We start from the raw sequence: 25,543 nt of genomic DNA, 5'->3' as shown, positions 1-25,543 counted from the left end.
ACGAAAGCGGAGCGTGTAGTTATAGTGGGCTATATCAATGGCAAGCCATTGTCTTTTACCCACAGCCTACGGCTTCCATTCTTCTCCGTTATGGAGGGTTTTCGCCGCTGCTGCCGATTGGGGATGCACCGACCAGTACGAGGTCAAAATCATCTATCAGCTTTTGCAGGACGGGATTCTTTTCTATCATCCGGCAGAGGATTCTTTCCGCCTCCACCAAGTGGTCGGCTGTACAATTTATTTTGCTTTCCCGTATCTGGAAGACAATCCAGTCGGCTATGTCTATGTGTGCCGCTTTCTGTGCCGGGGTGGCATTCTTCTCAATGATGTCGGACACGACCGTCTTGCAAAAAGTCATGTTTTCGGCACGCTGTTTCCATTCCTCATATCCGTCCGCATCGGGAAAGAAGAGCACGGTGCGCCCGGTCAGCACACGGAGCTTTTCCTCTCCCAACTGGCTCTTGCCGCCTGTCGCCAGCCATACATAGCCGGGGAAGATGGCAGAGCCGATAACGGCACTCTTTTCAGATTCCACCAAGACCACGACCTTGTCAGGATAAGTGCCCAGCAGGTGTTCACCGAACAAGCATTGGGACAGTTGCCATTCCTCTGCCAGCTCATGCCGCCTTTTAAGCAGGCTGTGTATCCAGTCCACTGCCGATGCCTGTCCGTCCTTGACACGGTGTCCGTCATTGGGATTGTACTGCATCACCTTGCCCGTGCGTACCCTGCCTGTGCGGTCTATCTGCCAGAAGATGACAGCCCCGTCACGGGTAGCTCCCAAACGGTACTCTTCCAGCAACCTCTTCAACACTTCCTTTGCCTTGCTGCCGTAATAGGAACCAAGGAGCGATGAAATGAAGCGGAAAAAATTGCTATGCACGCTTTGCGACCTCTCCACATACTTTGGCGGTATGCAGCCTATGGTTGCTTGTGGTGGTATCTGCACAGACTTCCGTTCTGACCTCTGCCTGCCAAAAGATAAACCGTTGGCAGTACGGCATTCGGGGTGGTCATGGAAATACTCCTTTGGAGTGTAATGATACCCGCAGCTACTTTCATGGTTGCACCTGCCGACAGACGGGTGCAGGGGCGTACCGCTTTCATCCACATAGTATGTGAAAGAACGCTTGTCCCCGCAGCTGGGGCAGGTATGCCGTGTTGCCGTTCCTTTATATTTCTGTAATGTATAATTACCCATTGCTTGCCTCCTCTATTTTTCAATGAAATTATTACCGTCCTGTCCCATTGTCCCACGTCCTGTGGGTCGGGACAGTGGGACACCTTGGGACACTTTGGGAAATCAGATTCCCGCTTGTACTATTCCCGTTCTGATAAACAAGGCGGTTATCCTTCATACAGATATGTACAGGTTGTTTCATGGCTTGTCCTCCTCTCTTTCCTGACCGATAAACAACTCCGTCTGCCTTGTTTCCTCCGTTGTCCCACCTGTCCCATATTGTCCCACCGTCCCGTTTCCTCCGGGTTGGGACAGCGGGACACTTGGAACAGTAGATTCCTCCACTTTCCTGTTGCGCTGGATTATCCGGCTGACAGTGGATTTTCCGCAATTTACCTGTGAGGCTATTTCCCTGACGGACTTTCCCGACCGGGACAATTGTAATATTTGGCAGTCCCTCTGGCTGGATTCATTGTCGCCAAGTTTTTTCAGGTGTTCTTTTTCCGTTGAATAGCCCCTGAACACAAATTGCAGGAAAGCGTCCACCTTCTCAATCTCATAGATGATTACATTGTCCGCATCGTGGGAGAATGTCCCATATCGGACTTTGAGCTGTTTTACATAGCGAAGCTCTCCATCCTGCGCACTCTTCCCGATGGCGAACACGCTGTCAAAGAAATTGTAGAGCCGTTTGCTGCCGGCAAGGTCGTTGGACGTGATGGGGCAGTCCAAAGAGCGTTTTGGCGTATGCGCCAGCACAAGGACGGACAACCCGTATTTCTTTTTGAGGTTGTTGAGCTGTATCATCAGCCGTCCTGCCGCATCGCCCTTCTCCATAGCGCAGCACAGATAGGTAAGATTGTCAACGATGAAAATCTTGCACCCGGTTTGCAGAGCCATCTGTTCGATACCTCCCATGATGGCTTCCTCGAAATCGGCTTCCAGCAACGAATTGCAGTCAAGCGAAACCCGGTACAGACTTTCGGGAAAGGTGTAGGGCTTCCCATGCTCGTTGGTATAGCGGAGCTGGAACTGCTTTTCGGACAGTTCAAAATCCAGATACAGCACATTGTCCGTCCGGGCGATACGGTCGGCTATCTGCACAGCAAGGATGGACTTGCCCACATTGGAATCCGCAAAGAGGCAGGACAGTTCCCCCTCATACCAGAAACTGTCCCACAGCGCACGGGGCGTGGGCAACAGCGATGCTTCAAGTATCGTCCGGTTGGCGGTCTTGATACTCATTACACCGATGCTGTCCGGCATTCCGTGCTGCACTTGGGTCGCCCTCGTCAGGTCGCCATGTATCAGACTGATATAATTCTTGTCCTCTTCCATGACGTTTACCAATTACGTGGAGCGGGTTTGCGGCGGTGGGAGGAAGATAAGGATTCGCTCAGTTCCTCATCGGACAGGGGTACGGGATTCTTACGGGAGGATTCCAGCCATTTGTCCAGTTCGTCCCTGTAAAGGCAATATCGTTTGCCGGGTTTGGTGGCGGGAATGCTTCCCTCTGACAGCTTCATGTAGAGCGTGCCTTTGGGAATGCCCAGATATTCCGCCGCCTCTTCCACTGACATGGGGACATGGGTGTCCACCGCCTTTGCATTGTTCACACTGCGCTGCTCGGTAAGCAGGTTTCTCAGGCTCATCACCTCGTCCCGAAGCTGAGCCACGACCTCCGGGAGGTCGTTGAATGTAATCACTGTTTTTTCCATTTGCGTAGTCGCCTCTTTTGTAAGGCTTGGCGCAAAGGACTGGAATGATACAGCTGTGAATACTTCCACGAATGGTCATTGCAAAATAATTCCCGAATAATGATGCCCAACCGTGAATGACGGGCAAAATTATTCGGGAAGCGGTGTAGAACAGATAGTTATCTGTTGTTGAATACTTACGATTATTGGTTATGGAAAGGCTGGTTATACTATTTCCGTACATAATCTGCCGGATAATGGAAATCCAGTCTGCCGTTTTCCGGCTCGTCAATGGGAATCAGTGTCTTTAACGGCTCTACCTTGAAGTTCTTGATGGTCGCTATGTCCGTATCGGCAAACTCCCGTGGAAAAAGGGTGCTGATGAAGCGGGCACGGTTGTCCCCCGTGTAGTATTTCTTGTACATGAAACGCTCGGAGATATTCCACACGAAATGCCGGAGCGGAATGTTTGAAATGTCTTTGGTCAGCCGTCCTTTTATTGGCTTGGGCTTGTAACTGTGAAGCCGCATCCAGTTGTTGACCTCACCACAGATGTGGTTCACGGTCTCCTTGTCGGCAATTCGGGGCATAATGAAATGGATGTATTCCATGACCATAGCGATGCGCTCTTCATTTTCCCGCTGCTCCCTGTCCTCGTAGTCGGCACGGTTTTTCTCGTGAAGTTCCGGGGATATGGCAATCTCTGTCGGTCTTATATCCGGGGCTGCTTCCCCTCCTGTCGGCATTGATGCCGGGGGTACAGGCTTGTGTGCATCTTGGGGCTGGTCTTCCCGAACTTCTGCAATTTCGACAGGTGTCTTTTTCTTGCCGAACTTGATTCGGTAGATTTCGTATGTGTCGAAAATGACTGTCTGGAAAGAGAAATAGAGCAGCCAGCCAAGGAGGTTGCTGCATACAAAGACTATCAGACGCACAAAGTTGTCCTGATTGAATTTATCTGCGACAACCAGTGTCGCTATGGAAGATATTAGGAGGATGGCAAAGCCGACAAATCCCCAAATGATATGTTTGTCTTTTACGGACGGTTCCATGTTTCTTGTCTTATTCGGTTGTTACTTGTTGCTGTTTTCGCAAATTTAATAGTCTTCTTCCAATTATTGCTCATTATCCTTGGTTAGTGGTTTCTTTTTCAATGTTTTTCACCAAATGTCCGAAATCGTACCCGATTATCGTACTTTAAGGACTTTTTAAGGAATGGTGGGTAAAAAACATAGGGAGCGGTTAAAGCTCCACGCAATAACCGCTCCCTATGAATATCCCGGACTTTGAGGATGCCTTATGTCTCCTTGCGTTTCAGGGTTATCTTGTCCACGACCTCGCACATCTGCTGTGCCGCCATCTTGGAATAAATCTGTGTGGTGGTAATGTTCTTGTGTCCCATATAGGCTTGTATGACAGCCATGTCCGTACCCATTTCCACGTGCAGGCTTCCGAATGAATGCCGGGTGCAGTGAAAGGTTATCTTCTTGGTAATGCCTGCCGCCAAGAGCCAGCGTTTGAGCGGTCCTTGAAGCATCTTGTCCTTGAATCCGTCAAAGATAAGCCCCTCGCACCGTTCTCCGAGCAGCCCGTAGGCTTCATCACTGATGGGGTTGTGTACAATCTGCTTCGTCTTCTGCATACGGGTGGTCACAAACATCTTACCGTTGGTGTACGGCTGTATCTGCTGCCAAGTGAGCTGCCTGATGTCGCTCTTCCGCAGTCCGGTCAGGCAGGCGAAAAGAAAAGCCCTTTTCAAGACATCTTCCTCGCAAGGGGTTTCGGCAAGCCATATCAGTTCCTCTTGGCTCAGATGTTCCCTCATGGTGGGAATACACTCGATGCGGTCTAAGAATCCGTTTGGGTTCTCCTTTATCTTCCTGTCCCGGTAGGCGGTGTGAAGTACCGCACGGAAAGCCGACCAGTAGCCTGCCGCAGAATTGACATGCAGTTTTTGGTTGGTGTGTATGGATTGGGGTGCGTTAAGCAGGTATTCCATGAACTTGCGGCACAAGTCCACGTCCACCTCCTCAAAGGTACATTTGCCGTTCACGAACCGCTCGAAGTGCTTGTAAACGTGCTGCCACTTGATATTCTTCCTCTCTGCCAGCTCCTTGAAGTAGGCGAGGAAATCCCCTTTCATCCTGGCTTTGTCAAAGAAGCCGTTATTTTCGTTGAAGATGGCTTCGTAACGCCTGTTGCGAAGTATCTCCGCCTTTTTCATCATGCGTGCGTTGAAGTCACGCTCCTGCTGATTGGCGGGTTTGGCGAAAATGTAAATTCCCAGAGCTTCACGTGTAATCACTTTCATGGTGGTGTTGTCACGATAGCCGGGATAATAGTCCAGACACAGCGAATACTGTGTACCGTTCTTAATCTTGCGCTTGCGCAAGGTAACTGTCTTGCATTTGCTCATAATGATGTTGTTTTAACTGGTTGTACATTTTCGGAGGTGTCCCCGTGTTTACGGTGACAAAGGAACAACGTGAAACAACCGTGAATACCTCCACGGCAATCATTTTGAAATAATTTTCCGGAAATGTCGGTTGCTCACGGTTGTTTCTCCCTTTCAGCCATGACACGCTCCACATCGGAGCGCAAAAGCAGGTTTTTCACTCCGACCTTTATCTTTTCGATGCGCTTCACCTTGACGATATGGCTGATGTTGGCTGAGGAAAGCCCGTAAATCTGCCGGACTTGTTCCACGGTGTAGTAGCGTTCATCGTTTATGAGGTCTGTCCTGCGGAGTTCATCCAAATGGGATTTGGAGTAGTAGGTGCGCCCGTATTCTCTTTTGGTCGGTATCTTGTGGCGGTGGGCGTATGCCCGGAGTGCGGTCGGCTTCATGCCGAACAGTTCTTCCGCTTCTTCAATCAGGAGCCAGTCAGTGATATTGCTTGTATCTACAGCCACACCGAAAAACTCGTCAACATGCTTCTTGCTGTAATAGTTCTTCCCAGCGATGCGGCAGATGGGGATGCGGTTACGCTTGGCGGTGGTATAGAGCCACGACTGCTTGACCTTGAAGAGCGACATCACATTCTCACCTGAATAGAAGTCCATTACTTCATCTATATCCTTTTCCCTCTTTTCTCTTTTGGCAGGCAAAGAAGATGAAGCGGCTTTTTTCGGTGTGGAAGTGCAGCCGGGCAGGACACGATGGTAAGGGTTGCCCTCCAGCATCCGCTCGATGTCTGCCTTGCGGATGAATGCCATGCGGTTGCTGATGCGTGAGGCTTTCAGCTTGCCGAGGGCTACAAGTTTGTAAACATACTGCCGGGAACAGCCCATGAGCGTGGCTGCTTTGGAAAAGGTGAGATACTCCTGATGCTGTATCTCCATCAAGGGTTGGGCGACTTTGAAAAGATTGTTTTTCTGTTCCGTTCTGGCTCGTTTGGCTTCCGCCTGACAAGCCTCGCTGCAATATTTCTGTACCCCGCTCCGGGTTACAAATGACTTGCCGCAAAAACTGCATTTTCTGGTTGTTTTCATGCTGCTTTATCGTTTACTGGTTCATTCCTTTAATCGTGTATCCCTGAAATGGTGAATGGAAGTAAACGGAAGTCAACCGTTGTCGCCTTTCTGCACGATGTTACCATCGCTGCAAGAAGGAACGGTTGCTGTCGCTTGTCGTAAACGGTTGTAAACCCTTGTGAACTGTCTGCATGATGTGACAAAAAACAAGCTCCACAAATTCTCCACGTCAGAAATACGTCTCAAAAATATGTGGAAATTTGGGAAGCATCAAAAAGCAGCCGAAAAGTGTTAATTTTTAGAATATGCTGATAGATAAAGATTTACGCTTGAGTATTTCTGGTTGTTTTTGGTTGTTCTACGCTTCTAAATACATTGAGTAACATATCATCGAAGAAAATAGTAATGGATATAATTTCTCCCATTTGTTGGATATGTATAACTTTATCTGTTCAAACATACTAAGTTTCTTTATTTGCAGTAAAGATACAATATTTTCTTGTAAAAATTATAGGCTATTGATGATTATTATATGAACTATTTCGTATTTTTGCACCAACTCAAACAACCACCGCAACACCAAGCAATCCAAAGAATTGCACACGTGGGGTTATTAGTGGGAGAAAGATTTTAGAGATTGCTAAGATATTGAGTACGTGAAGAATAGAATAAAGGTTCATCTTCCGTACGCACCGCGAAAGCAAATAGTAAAGCTCTGAAATTCAAGAATTTCAGAGCTTTTTCTTTTTCTTCACTTTAGCAAAAATAGCGGGTTCTTTACTTTAATTAGCCGATAGCATCAATAATTTCCTGAGGTGTTATCACCAGAGCATCACTCTCACGAAGCGGCTTTTGTTTCAGGAATAATACCGGAACGATTTCCTGCCCTTTCAAGAAAGGGAGTTTCCGAGCTTTGGCAGTCAGTTCATAAATTAGCCTGCCTGCATCTTCACCTTCTGTCCATTTACATTCCCCGACAAGCAGTTTCTTACCGTCCATACTCTGTGCCACTACGTCCAGTTCGATAGCTTCATCCCTTGATACATTGCCCCACCAACGTCCGGCAAGATTGTACATATCTCCGCCGATTACTCCACCACTGACGGCCTGACGGCATAGTTTTTCCCACCAGGCAGATACATATCGAGAAAACTGTGAGCAGATAGCATCCGTCACAAAACCGGAACGTCCGAGTTCTATCAGCGAGCGGTTGGGAACTACAAAATGAAAATAGAAATCCATAAATGGGTCACTTACCTTATACAGGCTCTTCTTGCTGTTCTTCGGATTCTCACCGAAAGGAATCTCCCGTTCGATGAAATCCAGTTGGCGTAGTTTCTCTAATGGACCGGATAAATGGGTAGCCGGTTTTTCCAGGCGTGCGGCAATTTCCGATAACCGGTTGGCACCGCTCCCAATCACAGAGAGAAGCGTCGATGCCTGAATTACATCCCGCATATCGTCCATAAACAGACGGATCGGTTCCTCGTACAGTGTACCTAACGGATTGAGTATATTATAAGCTATTGACTCCTGCAAGCCGTCATCTTGTAACCGAAGCTCCCAATAACGGGGCACACCTCCCCATATAGCATATTCTTCCACCGTACTCACAGCATCCGAATGCAATACTTCCTGTAAATACTTAATATGTATAGGAGATAGTTTCAGCATCTGGTCTGCACGTCCGTATAACGGGGCACTACCATCCAATATCAATCCCTGCATCAATTGTTGGGAAGACCCACAAATAATCAGGTTATACTTAAGGCTACGGGAATCTATCAACCTTTGCAATAGGGCAGGGAGTTCAGGAGAACTCTTGACCAAATACGGGAACTCGTCCAAACAGAGTGAAAAACGCTCTTGAGTCCGATGGTTAAGAGCTGTCAGTATTGCTTCCCAATCAGGATATACTACTTTATCAAAATCCGGTATTACCATACCGATTTCTTTGGCAAGCAGGCTGATTTGATGCGCACGCTCGGTTTGGTCAGCTATATAGTACACATCATTTGAAGTCAGCACTTTTTTTATCAGGGTGGATTTTCCTAACCTGCGCCTGCCATATACAACGACAAATGCAGATTTCTCACCGTTCAACGCTTTTTGGAGCCGTTTTTGTTTTTCTATCCGATCTACGAATTCCATATTTCAATTATTATAGAATACAAAAATAATGTTTCTACTCCATAATAATAAGTATCTTACTTGTTTTCTAATTTAAGTTCTCTTCTTCTATACCCAACTTCTTTTTAATGCCACTTGCACCTATTTTGCATTCTCAAATTAGTCAGACGGAACGTTTTCCCGAAACTGAAACACTCTCCGTTACACAAAATCTTCAAGTACATAAATTTATTCGTCCGGCTATGGACTCATAATTCAATTAAATATAGCATCTTTGTGCATACAAAAAATAGAATAACGTATGAAAGAAGTAATATTTGTATTATTAAATGGTTTTGCCGATTGGGAGGGTGCATTTACAGCCATCTGTTTGAATCAGGGTGTTAAACCCGGAAACCCCATCAATTATAAAGTAAAATACCTCTCAATAACCAAAGAGCCTGTCACTTCAATAGGAGGACTCAGAGTATTACCCGATTATGATCTAAAAGATATGCCGGAAGACTATGCGGGCCTGATATTAATCGGCGGCATGAGATGGTTTTCACCGGAAGCCGAATTGATTGTTCCGCTTGTAAAGAAAGCACTCAAAGACAAGAAACTGGTTGCTGGTATTTGCAACGCCTCCGTCTTTCTTGGTATGCATGGTTTTTTAAATGAGGTAAAGCATACCAGCAATACACTCGATTACTTGAAACAATATGCCGGAGATCAATATACAGGCGAATCCAATTATATAAATAAACAGGCTGTAAGAGATGAAAATATTGTAACTGCCAATGGCATCGGACAACTGGAATTTTGCAGGGAAATATTATATGCATTAGAAGCCGATACAGCTGAAGCGATAGAAGAAAGTTATCTGTTTTATAAGAATGGGGTCTGTCCGAAAGGATAAACAAACGAAGAATATAGACATAAGAGACTTCTGGTATTATTGGTATTTACCAAACTATTTTCGGTAAATACCAGTAGCATTGAATATAGCATTCTCATAACGGATATATTTCATTTTGATGTCAGATACATAACAAAAGGATGACAAACAGCTGGTCCACCTCCCTTTTCTTAGTTAAATCCCTCCATAAAATGATCCTTTGATAAATATTACCCCTATTTTTGACGAAAAATACCCAGTCCGGATATAGGAAACTAATTATACTTGCAGTAGCATATTAGAACCAAGCTATGTGATTGAATGAAAAAAACGGCATAGGCTTATCACAAAAACTATTTAACCCTTATTTAAATTCTGTATGAGACTTATATTAATATTCACTTTTACGCTGATTAGTGCGAATCTAAATCAGACGCATCCATATTCAGGTATTTTCCATCCTCCTATAAAGGCAGAAAAAGATGCAAGTTCCCTGACATATCCCATTGGAAGTCTCAGCCTCGGATTATTTATATCTCTACTAGCCTACCATCGAACAAAACGCAACAAAGAACTACTTTCCCACGACAAATTAAGCCTTGCCCTGAGCATGGTACACAGGACTCAAACTCCATTAACATTAATGCAGAATCTGCTGAATGACATCGATTCGGAAAAACTTCCGGAAGATATCTCAAAAAAGCTAAATCATGCGCTCGGTTACACGATGCATGTCATGGAATGCTACCAAAACATTGCAGTCCTGAACAAGCTGACCAATCATGCAGCTTCAGAATTTCAAACCAACGAATTCGAACTTCATACTTATATCAATTCAATAATCACCCATTGCCGGACATACGCCCAAACACGCAGGATACAACTATGCACCAACAGGGAAGCAGGCTACGTCAGTTGCCGGATCAATGAAGCTATGATGACTGCAACGCTGCAATGTTTACTATATAAGATAATAGATATAACTCCCCGGGAGGAGCACATAGACATTAGGGTGTCACATACCGATGGCTACTGGAACCTACAAATAAGCAACAGCACGTATACTGAAAAAAGGGATTCACGTTCGGGACAATCGATCCTGGCAGGAATGCCAATATCTTATTGCAGGCATTTCCATATAGTCAAGAAAATAATCCGCCTACATGATGGAAAAATAACAGGAAGAAAAAAAGGAAGAGGCATTTTTATCCAAATCAGTATCCCTATACATATCCCTTGCAGAAAAGATTACTGCCCGATCACTCAATATTCTGTAATGAATGGTTACGAAAACACTTTTCCCTGCAAAGAGCAGTTGTCTCCAAAAGACAAAGAGGCATCGAAAGGCAATAAAGTACCTCATGTCCTTCTGGTTATGGCAGATACAGAACTGAGCGGTTATCTACATGAACGATTCTCGAAAAACTTTCAGGTTTCCGTTTTTGACAATCCCGAACTGGTTTGTTCCTCTCCCACCCAGCGTAATCCGGATGTCATCATTGTTGACGAAACAGTCAATGGCATATATGGAAGTGAGCTTTGCTCAGAGATAAAGGCGGATACCTGTATGTGTAATATTCCGGTAATCCTTCTGATAAGCCTGTGCGATAGCGAAAGCTATCTGGCACATATCGGCTGTGGTGCCGACAAAGTAGAATTACGTATGATAAACGTCTGCAAACTCAAGGCAGATATAATAGCTCTGATCAATCACCGTGCTGCACAAAAAGAGCGACTCAAAGAGTTTGCGGCAGCTACTCTTCCTGCCAACCATTCTGAAAAGGTATCACAGGGCGACAGTGACGCCATACTGATAGATAAAATACAGAAATGTCTGGAGAAGAATCTTTCGAGTGAAAAATATACAGTAGAAATGCTGTGTGCCGACATAGGAATGAGTCGCACAGCATTCTATAACAGAGTGAAGTTCATTGTTGGAAAATCTCCCACCAATTACATTCTCTCCTATAAGATGGGGATTGCCAAAACGATGCTGGCTTCCAGACAATATAATGTTTCTGAAATCGCAACCTTACTAGGCTATTGCGATGCCAAATATTTCGGGAAGAAATTCAAAGAATTTTATGGTATTTCACCCATGCAATACGTCAGGGATGTAATGGGATAACTCTCTTCATTTACTTGTCCTACCAATCCCATAACACTCCCTGTTTTCAAGCTTTATTCAACCATAAAACTCTCGGACTTAAAACCGCTGTAAAACCTTCCGGAAGTTGCCGTAAATTTCAGCACGCAATAGTCGGGATCTGTCACGCCTTCCGGATAATACATGGTGTCACCCTCCTGCCAGATCATCTCTTTACTGGCACTATCAGTCAGCACTTCCATAGTGCCACGCAGCATCACACCTCTAAAAAACCTCGCATCACAAAAGTAAATACAGGCATGATTGTTTTCCCTATACTGCGCGACACGCATTGATGAAGTGTTTGTCGTCAGATAAACAGTTTTTATCCCTTCCCGCTTTCGGGGTTGCAACATGGCCTTGATATTAGGAAATCCTTCATTATCTATGGAACCGATAAAAGCCGTTTTCAACTTATCAATCATGTTCCCTACTGTCTTTTCTGCATCTCTCATTATTCAATTATTTTAAATGGTTATTATCTGATGCGAAAGTAGGAATATAGAACACAATCAGTGCAATAAAAAGAAAGGGAGAAATAGCACTTTTTACGGTTTATGCGTTTTTCGATAAAGTAGAGGCGTTTCTCCCGTATGTTGTCGGAAGCAACGGATAAAATAAGAAACGGTTGAGAAGTGAAGTTCAAATGCAATATCCGATATAGAGGAATCTGTATAGGCAAGTAGTCTCTTAGACTCATCCATTACTTTATTCTGTATATATTGCTTCGCACTGAGTCCCATTATTGAAGTTACAATCTCATTCAGGTAATTCGGAGTAATGCAAAGTTTATCTGCATAATATTGAACAGAATGCTGTTCTTTCAAATGGGCGTCAACTAACTTAATAAATTTGTTTATATGGATATTGTTGGTTTCTTTACTTGTACTCTCTCCCCCGATATCCGCTTTTTGATAGGCCCGGTTCAACAACATCAGTACTTCATAGAGTAATGCCCTCAATACATGTACATCATTCTGTTTGTACGAATCAATCTCCGCTTTAATGTTATACAATATCTGAAGGATACGCATATAAAGTTCATCCGACAACTGTAATTTGGATGATGTCTTCCCCGATTTGAAGAATGAGAGGTGCTGCACAAAAAGAGAATCTTTAAAAAGAGAAGATAAAAACTCATCTTCAAAGATCAAGGCATAGCCATTGACTATACGATGGGTATCCCAATTCCGAATCTCTCCCGGTTTAGAGAAAAACACATCACGGGAAACCGCTTCACAAGTCTGATTATCTATCGAGAACATGCCCTCTCCTTCTGTGACAAACGTGATATCATAGTAAGTCAGCGTATGGACAGAACTTAGGGCGAGGAACTTCTTTACATACTTCAGTTCGACGACATCTACTAAAAGTTCACTTCCATACTTATTCTTATAGAAAGTATATCGGGGGATCGAGTTCTTCATTTGAGATACAAAAATAATATTCCTTATCAAATAATCCAAAGCCTCTCCAACTAAAAAAACAGGAAGCCCACAGACTATTTAATAAGGAATATATTAAAGAGACGGATCACAAGAAAATGTTTCTTATTTACGACTGCCAGCCAAGTATCCCAGACTTGTCACGTCAGCCCCTAAATAATAAGTAATGTATTTCAAAGGGACCCTGTACAGGATATCGGGTATCTCTGTCAATAAAGAAAGATATCTTTCTCTGATTGTCAGTTTACGGGTATTTACATTCATTTCCTCTTTCAAATAAAACTGATATTCCATCAGCTGGCGCATCAGATTGGCAAACGTTATGGATGTTGCGCATAACTCTTCAATCTCATCCTCACTGATGTAATAGGCAACACACCTTGTCAGTGTTTTTATAGAATGCTTACTTGTATTGTAGCACAAGATAGCATCACCTTCGGACAGGAATCTGACAGTTTTGTCCTCTCCCTGCCGGGTAGTAAATGTATGCAGGATGCCGGAAACGATAATATACAAGCTCTGCTCGGGCATTGTAGCAGAAGCAATCGTTTCTCCTTTATCCAGATACACCATTTCCATGCGAGCCAACAGCTCTTTCACTTCCTTTTCTTCAACCTGATACTCAAAACAGAGTTTCTTCAAATAAGCTTCCATACAAATTGATTTTAGTTAATATATCCACTTAAAAACACCTAATTCGACATAGCAGGCATCATTGTGCCTTTCAAATAAACTTTCTTCCGTGTATACCTTAAATACCAAATGCATATCAATAATGAAACCACTGTTGAAACAGGCGGAGCAAACCCCATGATAAACAGGGAAGAACTATCTATCTGGCTGAACCAGTACGACAACGGAATCCTAAACAGGAAAGTCGCTATCAAACTGTGAATCATCGGGAATAGTGAATTTCCCTGTCCGCTGAAGTAAGAATTTATGCAGAACACAAAACTTACTATAATACAGTCGATGCTATATCCTCGCAGATACTCCGCCGCCATTGCCACAACCGCAGCATCTTTCGTAAAGAATGCGGTAAGCATTTCCGGCAGGAATTGTGAATAGACACAAACCGATATACCGAAAACAAGTGCAATACCTATCCCGGAAGCCAGACATCTGTTCATCCGCTGTATGAGTCCGGCTCCGTAGTTTTGTGCTGTCATCGTTGCCACTGCCGATGAAATCGCCATCGGAGGCAACATGGCAAACACTATGATTTTCTCTACAACACCTAAAGAGGCCGATGCGATCACTCCCATCTGATTGACTATAACGGTTATAATCAAAAAGGAGATATTAACCAACGCATCCTGCAACGCAATAGGTGCCCCCAATGTCATGATTCTTTTAGCCAGATTCCGGTTCAGCCGGATATCTTTTCGTGTAAACTCAAAATGGAATCCATGCCGATATAAGAACCAAAGAGATATCACAAAGCTGACTCCCTGCGCCGTTATGGTGGCAACTGCTGCTCCTGTAGCTCCCAAATGGAAATATCCTACCAGTATAAAATCAAGTACAATATTAATCACACATGCCAGCGCTACAAAACAGAGCGGTGTCTTAGAGTCTCCCAACCCACGCAGAATACCACATACGACGTTATATCCTACTATAAACAAGATGCCGACCGAACACACCAGAATATAACTTTTCGTATCTGCCATTGCTTCCATCGGCGTATGCATCAACTCCGCTATCTGACCATGAAAGGCCACCATGACCAAAGTAAGCAGTACCCCGATCATTGAAAACAGCCACACGGAAGAACCGATGGTAAAAGCCACCTTCTTGTCATCCTTGGCTCCGGTAGCAATAGCGATCAGCACGGTTGTTCCCGTCGTAATACCAAGAATAATACCTGTAATTGTCTGCATCACCTGGCTGCCGATAGCCACAGCCGCTACACTTGCAGAATCATCGTATTGTCCCACAACAAAGAGGTCAGCCCCGCCATAAAGCGCCTGAAGCACATTCGCAATCAGAAAAGGAACCGCAAATTGCAGTAATACCTTCGGAACGCTCCCTTGTGTCAAATTTAACTCCTTCATAGTTTCTTCGCTACTTATTCCTCTAATCTCTATTTGTTACAAAATAAAATAGTGCCGGACAAGCTGAATGATTCGCACCATTCATCTTATCCAGCACCATAATTATTATTATAGCACCCTCCGATGAGGATTTTCTATGCCTGTCCTTATTTTTGGGCTGCAAATATGGGCTTTGTTTTCATAACTACCAAATTATAATCGATAATTATTTTTTTATGATACCATAAGGTATCAATGTGATACCAATTTCAAACCAACGATGGAGCAAATCAATGTGAAGATAAAGAACATTCTGCTCCAGCTTGCCGGTTCTTTAAAGAAAAAGATACCGATCAACACAGTGCCTGCCGCACCGATACCGGTCCATATAGCATAAGCTGTGCCAACGGGCAATGCCTTTGTTACTCTTATCAGGAGAAGCATACTGACACATAAAGATATCAGCAACCCCAATGACCACAGATATTTCTCTACTCCTATAACCCTGTTTATTTTTCCCAGACAGAAGGTAAATACCAGTTCGAGACATCCTGCCAAAATCAAAAGAATCCAGTTCATAACACTTATTGTTTTTAGTTGCAAAGGTCATGAATTTCCGTCCACCTCTATTTTACATTTGTAAAAAAGGAATTTTACATTTGATAAAAAATCACCTGATCTTTGCCCGGATTCTACTTAGATTGACCTGCGAGATACCTAAATATGACGCTATAATACCCAGCGGTACGCGTTGAAGTATATCAGGATAGTCGGATATCAGTTCCTGATATCTCTCCAATGAAGTTTTGAATTGTCGGGAAATAAAAAGTTTCTCTGATTTGATACATTCTCTTTCGGCAAATTTCCTTCCCCAGTTGGCTATGTGTATATCTTCCAGATAGAGATTATGCAATTTATCAACACTCAGTTCATACAGGGCGCTGTCTTCCAAAAGTTCAATATTCTCATATCCCGCCTGATTATCATAGAGAGTTTGCAACGGGAAAATAGCATCTCCCTCCTTCCCGAACCAGAATGTAACTTTCTTATCCGACTTATGGGTGTAGGCATGCAGCATCCCTTTCTTCATCAGATAAAATTTAGTGCTTTTACGGTTTGCCCAAAACAGATGGAAACCTTTAGGATATACCACTTCGGAAGCATCACTCAATAATGCTTCTTTCGAAACATCCGGCAGTTTATATATGTTGTCAATGATATCATGTATATCCATAAATAGTTTTATTTCAATTGCTTTGCCACTCTTTTCAGCATAAAACGGATGGTTTGCCAAAAATAGTCACTTTAAATAAACAAACAATGACTTTACCCATTTTTCTGTACTTCGTCCATTCGTATTTTGTTTTAAAACAAAATAAGGGCTGCCCCATACAAGGACAGCCCTCACCTATTCTATTTACATATCCTATTAATCTTCAATAGTACATATACTTACACGGTTCCAGTCCGGTTCGGTAAACATGTCACCTACTCCCTGACCTTCGGCAGTGATACGTGCCGGATTAATCTTATATTTGTTGACCAAGATCGTTTTTACAGCCTCTGCACGAGCCGCAGCTATTCGGGCATTGACTTCCACACTACCTTCCGGAGAAGCATATCCTTTGATCACTACTTTTGAGTCGGCATATTTCTTCATATAAGAAGCTACACGTTCTACATTCGGGAGCTGTGAAGCATCAACCGATGATTTGCCTTGTCTGAAAGTAATGATAGATTCGGGAACACGGGCAGTCTTTACCACAGTTTCAACCGGAACAACCTTAGTGCGACATGCTTCAAGTTCCTGCTGCAATCCGCTGATTTTCTGGTTAGCGCTGTTCAACTCACCATCCTTATTATTCACCTGTCCACGAAGAGCATTGACAGAAGCGTTCAGATCGTCAATTTCGCCTTGGTTGTAAACTCTCACTTCAGTGAAGTAACGGTTTCCTGAACTGGTCTTAAAGTGATAAGTCAGTCCGGCAGTCAATTCAAATGCCGCATTGTTGGCATTGAAACGGCTTTTTGCCTGATTGAAGTCACCTTGCATATCATATACAATGGCTGGTTTCACTCCTAAAGTCCAGGCTTTGCTTTCACCAAGGTTAAAGTTCAGATTCAATCCGAAGCGGGTAGACCATGAATTCTGGTCGCCATCGCCATTCACATAATAGTGCAGCCAACCCGCACCGGCTACTGCCTCAACCTCAAACAAACGAGGAACACCCTTGTAACCTGCAAACAGGTTCATCAGGTTTACTTTACCCAACAGGCTAACGTCAGATGCGTCAAAAGCTGTTTTGCTTTGGGTAGTATTGATATATCCCATGCCTTGCAATCCTAAACCAAATATAGGAGTTAATTGTTTGGAGACTCCGATTCCGAAACCGGGACGTGCATTCTTAAAGAAAGCGCTGTGAGTAAGAGGAGTAATCACACCGGCGTTTACTTCTACAGACCAATTATCTGCAAACTTTGTACCTTCCACAACAGTCTGGGCATTCGCTGTAAAAGCGCCCAATACCATAGCTAATAAAATAATAGATTTTCTCATAATCATTCTTTTTTTAATTGTAATGTTTCATTTGCTAAATTATTAGAAATGTTTTATTTGCTCATGTCTAACTTTTTAGTTCATAATTAAAGCTCGTTATTTAGATTAAACAACATTCCATATCAAATATTAGTTCGCAGGTCTCTAGCTGAATTAACATCTATTTACTCAATCCATCCAGGAGAAACGATACATGTATGTTCCGGCATTCCCTGTTAGAGAACAAATATGAAAGAACGACTATTATGCAAAAACTGGATACGAAATATACAGAGGGATCAGAAGGAAGATCGAAAAAACGGCTGGATTTCCAATCTAAAAATATCCAATGAACAGGAATATCGATTATTATATTGCGATATGATACAATTCTGTAGCTGTTACATCCCCAATAACACCAATTGTAAGAAAACCAGTCCAAGTTAACACAATATATAGTGATGGAAAATGAAAACAACCAGCGTAAAAAGCCGGTTGAAAAAGAGATTTCCCCCTTCCTTGCAAAGAAAACAAACCTTCCTCACCGACCAATGACCCGTTCCTTTAAAACCAACGGACCGTTTCATTTAAAGGAACAACCTGTTTCATGCATTGTTATGATGCATATAACAGTTATATTGATGCAATAAAGCCTTCAGAAAGTGTATATTATTTCATCTTTATATGCATAATTCTCTCTATCTAAAGAAAATCATACCGAAAACATTCATTCTCAATATTAAAAACAGAACATTGATAAAAGACACAAATCGATGAGATTAACACTTTATTTTCACTTTGCGACAGTATCCGGGTTTGTGTATCCTGTTTCAAAAAAGATTTTTTTCTTTTTATTATGCACAGTGAAATCAGCATAACGGCTTTCAGATATATGCTAATAATAGCCGAATAATTTTATCCCCTTTTCAGTTGGATTATTGATTTAATTTCTAACTTTGCCGACAACATCGGTTTCCGAATCATCATCAACATGAAACGGAATTAAAAGGGAATCCCGTGAAAATCAGGAACTATCCCCGTAGCTGTAAGTTTTATCCCTCCATCAGAATGAGAGAAATGTTGTGGCATTCATCCGCCACTGGTTTTGCTGAACAAACCGGGAAGGCGTCACAACAGAAACAAGTCAGAAGACCTGCCGATATGATAACCGTTATTCCAGGCTTTCGGGTGAAAGGCAATAGAACGAATCCTACACAGATCCATTTTATTACAAGCTCCGGAAATTGTCGTGCACGAATAACTATGTAAGCACAAATTATATTTGTTAATTCTTAAAATATAGGTATGATCAGTTCGGAGATATTTATTATCAAAAGGGACGGGAAGAAAGAACTTTTTTCCCTCGACAAAATTAAGAATGCAATATCCAAGGCATTCTTGTCAGTAGGAAGTTTTGCAACACAGGATGTTATCACCAACGTGTTGAGTCGTGTCAGTATCAGTGACGGGACAAATGTAGAAGGTTTCCTTCCGCATCACTCCAAAAAGAATTCTTAAAAAGATACGCTCAAACGGATTATACTGTTTATCGTTTGAGCGTTATTTTTTGATTATTTTTCCGGAATCACCTCATTCAGGCAAGCTATCGCATTGAGTGTGCGCGGGTAACCGATATAAGGCAATAGATGGGTTACAACAGCCAGCAGAGTATCTTTATCGTTACCTGCATTGACATTCCCCTGTATATGCCCTTTCACCTGCGATTCACAACCTCCCAAAGAAACAAGGATTGAGAACGTTAACAGTTCGCGCATCTTCACATCCAGTCCGTTACGTGTCTGATAGTCTCCGAAACAGTTGGCAGAAAGATAATGCTGAATATGCTTTTGGTTTTCGGGAGCGCTTTTATGCATCTGATCTATCCGCTCACCAAAAATGGATTTCTGCAACCCCAGTCCTTTGTCGAAACGGGTTTCGGAAGAAACAACCGACTGCCCCTCTAAGGGAAGACGAACACCACGGGCCAATAATACCTCATTAGTGATACCGATAAAATCCATCACTTTAGCCATACCTACGTAGGCTACTGCCTGATAAAGGATCTCCTTTATTTCTATCGGAGTAATACCTGCATTAAGAGCGCTTTCAAGCATCATCCGGTATTCAGTCCGGGCCTGCGAGGCAATATTGGATGCCAATGTCACCATCAGGCGGGTTTTAGTATTCAAGTCACCGTATTCCTGCACTTCTTTGGCGAAATGCCCCCATATCGCGTCCAGTTCGGGGTCAGTATCACTTAGTCCGCCTCCTCTGTTATCTTTCGTAGCTTCAGCATACTGTTCATCGTCCACCCGTTCCAGCCAAGTATTCTTGTTGGTCTGCGGATTGCATTCAATAGCCAAATGCGAAAACCAACTATCAGGAGCGGCACCGTGCCAATGTTCTACATCAGGTGCTATTTCAACGACATCACCGGAAAGCAAACGACGTGCTGCCTTACCCCGTTCCTGATAATATCCTACGCCTCCAACGGCTATCAGGATTTGTCCGCCTGTATGGCTGTGCCAATTGTTTCGGCAACCAGGTTCAAAAGTAACATTGAACATAGGGACATTCAAGTCTTTGTTACCGGTCAGCGGCGCCAGCCAGGATTTTCCCGTAAAGTATTGTTCGAATCCTGCATTTTCCTTTCCTACCGGAAATGCGCTGAGGTTTTGAGGTACTTCTTCTTTTTTCATATTCTGTGCATTTATAGATTGCATCAGAATCTGCAAAACTCCGATGACTGTTACAAAAATAAAAAATAATCTTCTCATAGTGATATATATTGTTTTATGATTCATTATACCAAAACGGATATTTCCCTTCAAAACGGCAGTTTACCGCTTCTATATCACTACATTCTTTCAATGCCGATTCGCCGGCATGAATGGTTACTTCTTCCAGATAAAGTCCATGGGACGCGAACAAAGGACGTTCGCCTTCGTAATGTGCATTTTTAATTTGTTTCATCATTCAATTGTCTTTTTATTATATTTAATCAGTTTCGGGGCTTTTCCCATCCATACTTATTTCTTCAGGTATTCCTTAAAAAAAGATTCCAGTTTATCGAATGGTATAAGACCTACCCGGTCGTAAAGGTCTACATGCCCCGCACCAGGTACAATGTATAGTTCTTTAGGATCGGCAGCCAGCCGATAGGCATCTTCACTAAATTCACGCGAGTGTGCATTCTCTCCGGTAATGAAAAGCACAGCCCGGGGAGAAATAGTCTCAATATCTGCAAAAGGATAGAAATTCATGAATTTCACGTTACTGGTAAATGTAGGATGTGTAGTGGTCAAAGGAGTTGCCCCTTCAGGAGTTACTTCACCACGCGGTGTACGATAAAACTCATAAAACTCACGTTCTATCGGGCTTGATTTTTCAGTCAGTTCATGTACAGTACCGCTTGTGTATTGGGTTTCTCCCCCCAAAAACTCTACATAACGCTGTTCCGCCGCATCTGCTATAATCTGTTTACGCTGCTCCAACGTCAACGCATGTTTAAGCCCGTGGCGATTAGCGTTACCCATATTATACATGCTCACCGTTGCGATAGCTTTCAAACGAGGGTCAATCTTTGCCGCACTGATAGCGAAACTTCCGCTTCCACAAATACCGATTACTCCGATACGATTACGGTCAACAAAAGGACGTGTACCCAGAAAATCGGTTGCAGCACTAAAATCCTCCGCATACATTTCGGGCAAAATAGCATTGCGCGGCTCACCTTCACTCCCACCCCAAAAAGACAAATCAATAGACAGCGTTACAAAACCACGTTCAGCCATCTTAGTAGCATACAGGTTCGCGCTCTGTTCTTTGACTGCTCCCATCGGATGTCCGACAATAATGGCAGGATATTTCTCTCCCTCTTTCATGTTCTTTGGCAAAAACAGGTTACCAACTACTTTCATCTTATACTGATTAGAAAAAGAAACCTTTTCCACATTTACCAAATCACTTTTATAAAAGTTATCCGCATCAACCTGTGCGAAAGACAAATTTGTTCCAAGCATCATAATAAATACAGTAGGTAATAATAATATTCGTTTCATATCTCTCCATGTTTTAGTAATTAATGAATTGAATTATTTACATTGCAAAAATACAACGGAAGAAAGTGATTCGTTGTAGACAAATTACGGAGATAATAACCCCAATTACAGATTATGAGTCCAGATTAGGAAACAAGTTTATGTACACGAACCTATAAAGATCAGACTATCTGTATCTTTGTTATCAATCAGAAGCGATTGAACCCTTCAACGAATATCAAGATCAAGCCTTTACGTGAAAATCCAACTCAACTTTAGCAGAACTGTAATATGGGTAAAAGAATCCGTAATTCATATACAAACAGATTTCAAATCGGGCAGTATCTTTGCAGTGAAATAAAAATATAGGTATAAACATAAATTCAAATTGATATGTATTTAGAAAATATTTATTCTCCTGCAGACGTTAAGAAACTATCAATTAAAGAACTTAATGAATTGAGCACCGAAATACGCGCATCACTTCTCCAAAAGTTGAGTGAACACGGCGGACACTTCGGTCCTAACTTCGGAATGGTGGAGGCAACTATTGCTTTGCACTATGTCTTCAATTCACCGAAAGATAAAATTGTATATGATGTATCACATCAGAGTTACGTACATAAAATGCTGACCGGTCGTAAAGATGCTTTCCTGCATCCGGCTGAATATGACAATGTATCCGGCTACTCGGAACCACAGGAAAGTGAACATGATTTCTTTGTGATCGGTCATACTTCTACTTCTGTCAGTCTGGCAAGTGGATTAGCTAAAGGACGTGATCTGACAGGTGGCAACGAAAACATCATCGCTGTAATAGGCGACGGCTCATTAAGCGGAGGCGAAGCATTCGAAGGATTGGATTATGTTGCAGAAATGGGTACTAACATGATTATTATTGTCAATGACAATCAGATGTCTATTGCCGAAAATCATGGAGGCTTATATAAGAATTTAAAAGACTTACGCGACAGCAACGGCCAATGTGAATGTAACTTTTTCAAAGCGATGGGACTGGACTATATGTATGTGAATGACGGCAATAATGTAGAAGCACTGATTGAAGCTTTCTCTAAAGTAAAAGACATCCTGCATCCGATCGTAATCCACATTAATACATTAAAAGGCAAAGGTTACGAGCCTGCGGAACAAAATAAGGAAAAATATCACTGGCGTACACCGTTTGATATAGTAACCGGAGAATCGAAAGTAAACGATGATGCAGAAGACTATAGTGAAGTGACCGCTCAATATCTGCTGAAAAAGATGAAAGAAGATAAAAGGGTGGTTACTATTACTTCCGGTACTCCTGCTGTTTTGGGATTTACTCCTGCCCGTCGCCAGGAAGCAGGCAAGCAGTTTGTAGATGTCGGCATTGCCGAAGAACACGCAGTAGCTCTTGCTTCTGGCATTGCAGCCAATGGTGGAAAACCGGTTTACGGAGTATACAGTACATTTATACAACGTTCATACGACCAACTCTCGCAAGATCTTTGCATCAATAACAATCCGGCAGTTCTGTTGGTATTTTGGGGAACATTATCCGGCATGAATGATGTTACTCACCTCTGCTTCTTCGATATTCCACTGATCAGCAATATCCCCAATATGGTTTACTTGGCACCCACCTGCAAAGAGGAATATCTTGCCATGCTGGAATGGAGTATCCGCCAGAATGAACATCCGGTTGCTATCCGTGTACCTGCCACAGAGGTTATCAGTTACGGCGAACCGGCAGAGTCTGACTATAGCAATCTCAATCGTTATAAAGTTGTCCACCGCGGTTCCAAAGTAGCTATCGTTGCATTAGGTTCCTTCTTTGGATTAGGTCAGTCAGTTCTGTCATTGCTGAAAAATAAAGCCAATATTGATGCCACCCTTATCAATCCTCGTTATATCACAGGCGTAGACAGCGAATTAATGGATGAACTGAAAGCTGACCACGAATTAGTAATTACACTGGAAGACGGAGTGCTGGATGGCGGTTTTGGTGAAAAGATTGCCCGTTATTATGGAGCGACGGATATGAAAGTTCTCAACTACGGAGCCAAAAAGGAATTTGTAGACCGTTACGACGTACAAGAATTGCTCCGCTCCAATCACCTGACAGATAAACAGATTGTAGAAGATATCATATCCTTGGTTGGCTAATGAGTCAAAACCGGTTCACTATATAATTTCATGCAGGTTGATGTATCCGCTCGTTATGAGGCTACATCAACCTACTTTTTTCAATCAAAATCAATAATCCTTTCCGATAGCTGAGTGGAGTCCGTCCTGTATTTCTCTTGAAAAATTTACAGAAACCGGCAGCATCACTAAAACCTAGCCGGGAGGCAATATCCCCTACCGTGAGTTTAGTGGAACTTAACAAGGTACGGGCTTCCATTACCAACAATTCATTAATAATAGTATTCACACTTTTTCCTGTTCCGGCACGAACGATACGTGCAAGATATTGTTCACTGATAGCCAGCTTATCCGCATAGAAACTGACAAAATGTTCCTCTCTGAAATTTCGGGTAACAAGCGCATGAAACTCCTGTAAAACGTGGTCTTTATGGCTGACCTGCTTTCTGATAATGGTTTTCCGGGAAAGAAAATCGGCTATATCCAGAAACAAAGCATTACATGCCGCCTGTATTCTCCGGAAAAGAAACTGATGTTCTATATTCAGCAGATGCATCAGCACTTCCAATTCATTGCGGATAATTTGAGCTTCGTAGGCGGTTAGTTGTATGGTGTATTGCCTATTCTGCCTCATCGTAGCCAACAGGATGGCTGTTATCTGAGTAAGATAAGAATCGTCTGTCCGCATGGATTCGGAAATAGAGAGGGTGATAAACTTTATATCCGGACTCGAATAAAGATGATCAGTGAGATAATTCGCTCCATGAACAAGTAGCATATCAGGCTCTATCGCAATAAACTCACCATTCAGCAAAATCTCGGAACGACCTTCAAGAACGAGGATCATATAAAGTTCACGGTTAAAGTAACGTTCATTTTCCGGATAACTTCTATCTTTATATTCACTCATAAAGCAGACTACCTCCTCTTTATAATGAGGAATTTCCGGATGTTCCTTTAGCAACTGCCTATTATCAAAAATACGGGATTTTACCATTTATGCCTCCTCCTTTTCGACGTAAAAATACAATTTGTTTCGGATATGACAAAAACTGTGTGGAATTGGATAACTCATTTCAGGCAAAAAAACGGGACCTTTGCATACTCTTCTTTACAAAATGGAGAAGGAACCAATCATATAGAGTATAAAGACATGGAAATGAAGGACGTTTTTAAAAGGTATTTAGTATTTGTTATCGGATTGTATTTTCTGGCTGCCGGAATAGTATTGATCGTGCGTTCCGCGTTGGGAACGACACCTATATCCAGCGTCAATTATGTATTAAGTCTGAACAGTCCCTTGTCATTAGGGACTTGTACATTTCTCATCAATATGCTGCTTATTATGGGACAGTTTTGGTTAATCAGAAAAAATAATACCAAACAGGATACCATTGAAATACTTCTTCAATTGCCGTTCTCCCTTATCTTTTCAGCATTCATTGATTTCAATATGGCACTCACCAGTGATCTACATCCCGACAATTACGGGATGTCAATAGCCTTATTACTCACAGGATGTATGATACAATCCATAGGAGTAGTACTCGAACTCAAACCTAAAGTAGCTATGATGAGTGCAGAGGCTTTTGTGAAGTATGCCTCCCGACGCTACAACAAAGAGTTTGGAAAGTTCAAAGTCTGTTTTGATGTTACGCTGGTCACTCTGGCAGTCATACTCTCTCTCCTGCTTTCTCAATGTATCGAAGGTGTTCGCGAGGGCTCTCTTATCGCCGCCTGTATCACAGGATATATCGTCAGTTTCCTGAATCAGAAAATAATGACAAGGAAGACTCTCTACAAGTTATTACCCGCATTGAAGTAAATTGCATAAGAGTAAACTGTTAGAGAA

22 protein-coding genes, 2 pseudogenes and 1 riboswitch are annotated in these 25,543 nt (G+C 42.8%); of the genes and pseudogenes, 6 read left to right on the top strand and 18 right to left on the bottom strand.

Annotation, left to right across the window (positions count from 1 at the left end; translation table 11 throughout):
- Positions 1-88: 88 nt before the first annotated feature.
- From HMPREF2794_RS09095 to HMPREF2794_RS09065, 7 genes are all read right to left on the bottom strand, one after another.
- Positions 89-1,201: a DUF6371 domain-containing protein gene (locus HMPREF2794_RS09095; RefSeq protein ID WP_070751388.1), complete on the bottom strand. Its 1,113-nt coding sequence runs from the start codon at positions 1,199-1,201 to the stop codon at positions 89-91.
- Positions 1,202-1,378: 177 nt separating this feature from the next.
- Complete coding sequence (locus HMPREF2794_RS09090) at positions 1,379-2,518, bottom strand: AAA family ATPase (RefSeq protein WP_070751387.1); 1,140 nt, start codon at positions 2,516-2,518, stop codon at positions 1,379-1,381.
- Positions 2,519-2,523: 5 nt separating this feature from the next.
- Positions 2,524-2,898 (bottom strand): excisionase family DNA-binding protein, encoded by a 375-nt coding sequence (locus HMPREF2794_RS09085; RefSeq protein ID WP_070751385.1) that lies wholly within the window; start codon positions 2,896-2,898, stop codon positions 2,524-2,526.
- A gap of 209 nt (positions 2,899-3,107) precedes the next feature.
- Complete coding sequence (locus HMPREF2794_RS09080) at positions 3,108-3,929, bottom strand: transposase (RefSeq protein WP_070751383.1); 822 nt, start codon at positions 3,927-3,929, stop codon at positions 3,108-3,110.
- Between the two features lie 245 nt (positions 3,930-4,174).
- Positions 4,175-5,293 carry a site-specific integrase gene (locus HMPREF2794_RS09075; RefSeq protein WP_070751381.1) on the bottom strand — a complete coding sequence of 373 codons (1,119 nt, stop codon included), beginning with the start codon at positions 5,291-5,293 and terminating at the stop codon, positions 4,175-4,177.
- 134 nt (positions 5,294-5,427) lie between these two features.
- Complete coding sequence (locus tag HMPREF2794_RS09070; protein ID WP_070751379.1) at positions 5,428-6,369, bottom strand: helix-turn-helix domain-containing protein; 942 nt, start codon at positions 6,367-6,369, stop codon at positions 5,428-5,430.
- A 768-nt stretch (positions 6,370-7,137) separates the two neighbouring features.
- Positions 7,138-8,502, bottom strand: a complete 1,365-nt coding sequence (locus tag HMPREF2794_RS09065) for an ATP-binding protein (RefSeq protein ID WP_070751377.1) — start codon at positions 8,500-8,502, stop codon at positions 7,138-7,140.
- A gap of 280 nt (positions 8,503-8,782) precedes the next feature.
- Here HMPREF2794_RS09065 and HMPREF2794_RS09060 point away from each other — a divergent pair, with 280 nt between their 5' ends.
- Together HMPREF2794_RS09060 and HMPREF2794_RS09055 are read left to right on the top strand one after the other, a co-directional pair.
- Positions 8,783-9,379, top strand: coding sequence for a type 1 glutamine amidotransferase family protein (locus HMPREF2794_RS09060; protein WP_055268973.1), 597 nt, complete (start codon positions 8,783-8,785; stop codon positions 9,377-9,379).
- A gap of 358 nt (positions 9,380-9,737) precedes the next feature.
- A complete protein-coding gene (locus HMPREF2794_RS09055; protein WP_070101306.1) occupies positions 9,738-11,486 on the top strand; it encodes a helix-turn-helix domain-containing protein in 1,749 nt (582 codons plus the stop codon).
- Positions 11,487-11,539: 53 nt separating this feature from the next.
- On the opposite strand, the gene HMPREF2794_RS09050 is transcribed toward HMPREF2794_RS09055, so the two are convergent.
- The 7 genes from HMPREF2794_RS09050 to HMPREF2794_RS09020 all read right to left on the bottom strand — a co-directional run bounded on the left by HMPREF2794_RS09050 (position 11,540) and on the right by HMPREF2794_RS09020 (position 17,548).
- A complete protein-coding gene (locus tag HMPREF2794_RS09050) occupies positions 11,540-11,959 on the bottom strand; it encodes a pyridoxamine 5'-phosphate oxidase family protein (RefSeq protein WP_010538640.1) in 420 nt (139 codons plus the stop codon).
- 93 nt (positions 11,960-12,052) lie between these two features.
- The gene (locus HMPREF2794_RS09045; protein ID WP_010538641.1) at positions 12,053-12,931 is read right to left on the bottom strand and encodes an AraC family transcriptional regulator; all 879 of its coding nucleotides are present in this window, start codon (positions 12,929-12,931) and stop codon (positions 12,053-12,055) included.
- A gap of 123 nt (positions 12,932-13,054) precedes the next feature.
- Positions 13,055-13,603, bottom strand: coding sequence for a Crp/Fnr family transcriptional regulator (locus tag HMPREF2794_RS09040; protein WP_022302353.1), 549 nt, complete (start codon positions 13,601-13,603; stop codon positions 13,055-13,057).
- Between the two features lie 38 nt (positions 13,604-13,641).
- Positions 13,642-15,006 (bottom strand): MATE family efflux transporter, encoded by a 1,365-nt coding sequence (locus HMPREF2794_RS09035; RefSeq protein ID WP_070751375.1) that lies wholly within the window; start codon positions 15,004-15,006, stop codon positions 13,642-13,644.
- Positions 15,007-15,237: 231 nt separating this feature from the next.
- Complete coding sequence (locus HMPREF2794_RS09030; protein WP_010538644.1) at positions 15,238-15,564, bottom strand: DMT family transporter; 327 nt, start codon at positions 15,562-15,564, stop codon at positions 15,238-15,240.
- A gap of 91 nt (positions 15,565-15,655) precedes the next feature.
- The gene (locus tag HMPREF2794_RS09025; protein WP_010538645.1) at positions 15,656-16,219 is read right to left on the bottom strand and encodes a Crp/Fnr family transcriptional regulator; all 564 of its coding nucleotides are present in this window, start codon (positions 16,217-16,219) and stop codon (positions 15,656-15,658) included.
- Between the two features lie 195 nt (positions 16,220-16,414).
- Positions 16,415-17,548: an OmpA family protein gene (locus HMPREF2794_RS09020; RefSeq protein ID WP_010538646.1), complete on the bottom strand. Its 1,134-nt coding sequence runs from the start codon at positions 17,546-17,548 to the stop codon at positions 16,415-16,417.
- A 434-nt stretch (positions 17,549-17,982) separates the two neighbouring features.
- Here HMPREF2794_RS09020 and HMPREF2794_RS09015 point away from each other — a divergent pair, with 434 nt between their 5' ends.
- Both HMPREF2794_RS09015 and HMPREF2794_RS09010 read left to right on the top strand, forming a co-directional pair.
- Positions 17,983-18,171 carry a hypothetical protein gene (locus HMPREF2794_RS09015; protein ID WP_055268976.1) on the top strand — a complete coding sequence of 63 codons (189 nt, stop codon included), beginning with the start codon at positions 17,983-17,985 and terminating at the stop codon, positions 18,169-18,171.
- A gap of 302 nt (positions 18,172-18,473) precedes the next feature.
- Positions 18,474-18,697: riboswitch (cobalamin riboswitch) on the top strand.
- A gap of 129 nt (positions 18,698-18,826) precedes the next feature.
- Positions 18,827-19,003 (top strand): annotated as a pseudogene (locus HMPREF2794_RS09010) (ATP cone domain-containing protein); the annotation flags it as partial.
- An 89-nt stretch (positions 19,004-19,092) separates the two neighbouring features.
- Here the strand turns inward: HMPREF2794_RS09010 and HMPREF2794_RS09005 are convergent.
- From HMPREF2794_RS09005 to HMPREF2794_RS08995, 3 genes and pseudogenes are all read right to left on the bottom strand, one after another.
- Complete coding sequence (locus HMPREF2794_RS09005; RefSeq protein WP_070751448.1) at positions 19,093-20,298, bottom strand: cupin domain-containing carboxymuconolactone decarboxylase family protein; 1,206 nt, start codon at positions 20,296-20,298, stop codon at positions 19,093-19,095.
- 28 nt (positions 20,299-20,326) lie between these two features.
- A pseudogene (locus tag HMPREF2794_RS09000) lies at positions 20,327-20,494 on the bottom strand (DUF3737 family protein); the annotation flags it as partial.
- A gap of 56 nt (positions 20,495-20,550) precedes the next feature.
- The gene (locus HMPREF2794_RS08995; RefSeq protein ID WP_070751369.1) at positions 20,551-21,582 is read right to left on the bottom strand and encodes an alpha/beta hydrolase; all 1,032 of its coding nucleotides are present in this window, start codon (positions 21,580-21,582) and stop codon (positions 20,551-20,553) included.
- Between the two features lie 372 nt (positions 21,583-21,954).
- Between HMPREF2794_RS08995 and HMPREF2794_RS08990 the strand changes: the two genes are divergently transcribed.
- Entirely contained in the window at positions 21,955-23,712 is a 1,758-nt protein-coding gene (locus HMPREF2794_RS08990; protein WP_022302345.1) for a 1-deoxy-D-xylulose-5-phosphate synthase, read from the top strand.
- Between the two features lie 61 nt (positions 23,713-23,773).
- Here the strand turns inward: HMPREF2794_RS08990 and HMPREF2794_RS08985 are convergent, their stop codons facing one another.
- On the bottom strand, positions 23,774-24,688 hold the full coding sequence (locus HMPREF2794_RS08985; protein WP_010538662.1) for a helix-turn-helix domain-containing protein: 915 nt from the start codon (positions 24,686-24,688) through the stop codon (positions 23,774-23,776).
- Between the two features lie 156 nt (positions 24,689-24,844).
- On the opposite strand from HMPREF2794_RS08985, the gene HMPREF2794_RS08980 reads away from it, so the two are divergent.
- Positions 24,845-25,516: a YczE/YyaS/YitT family protein gene (locus tag HMPREF2794_RS08980; RefSeq protein ID WP_029425619.1), complete on the top strand. Its 672-nt coding sequence runs from the start codon at positions 24,845-24,847 to the stop codon at positions 25,514-25,516.
- Positions 25,517-25,543: the final 27 nt, after the last annotated feature.

This window comes from Bacteroides sp. HMSC067B03 (genome assembly GCF_001811315.1).
GTDB lineage: Bacteria > Bacteroidota > Bacteroidia > Bacteroidales > Bacteroidaceae > Bacteroides > Bacteroides faecis.
Note: the sequence above shows the minus strand (reverse complement) of the source record. Positions and strands in the feature narration are given on the sequence as shown.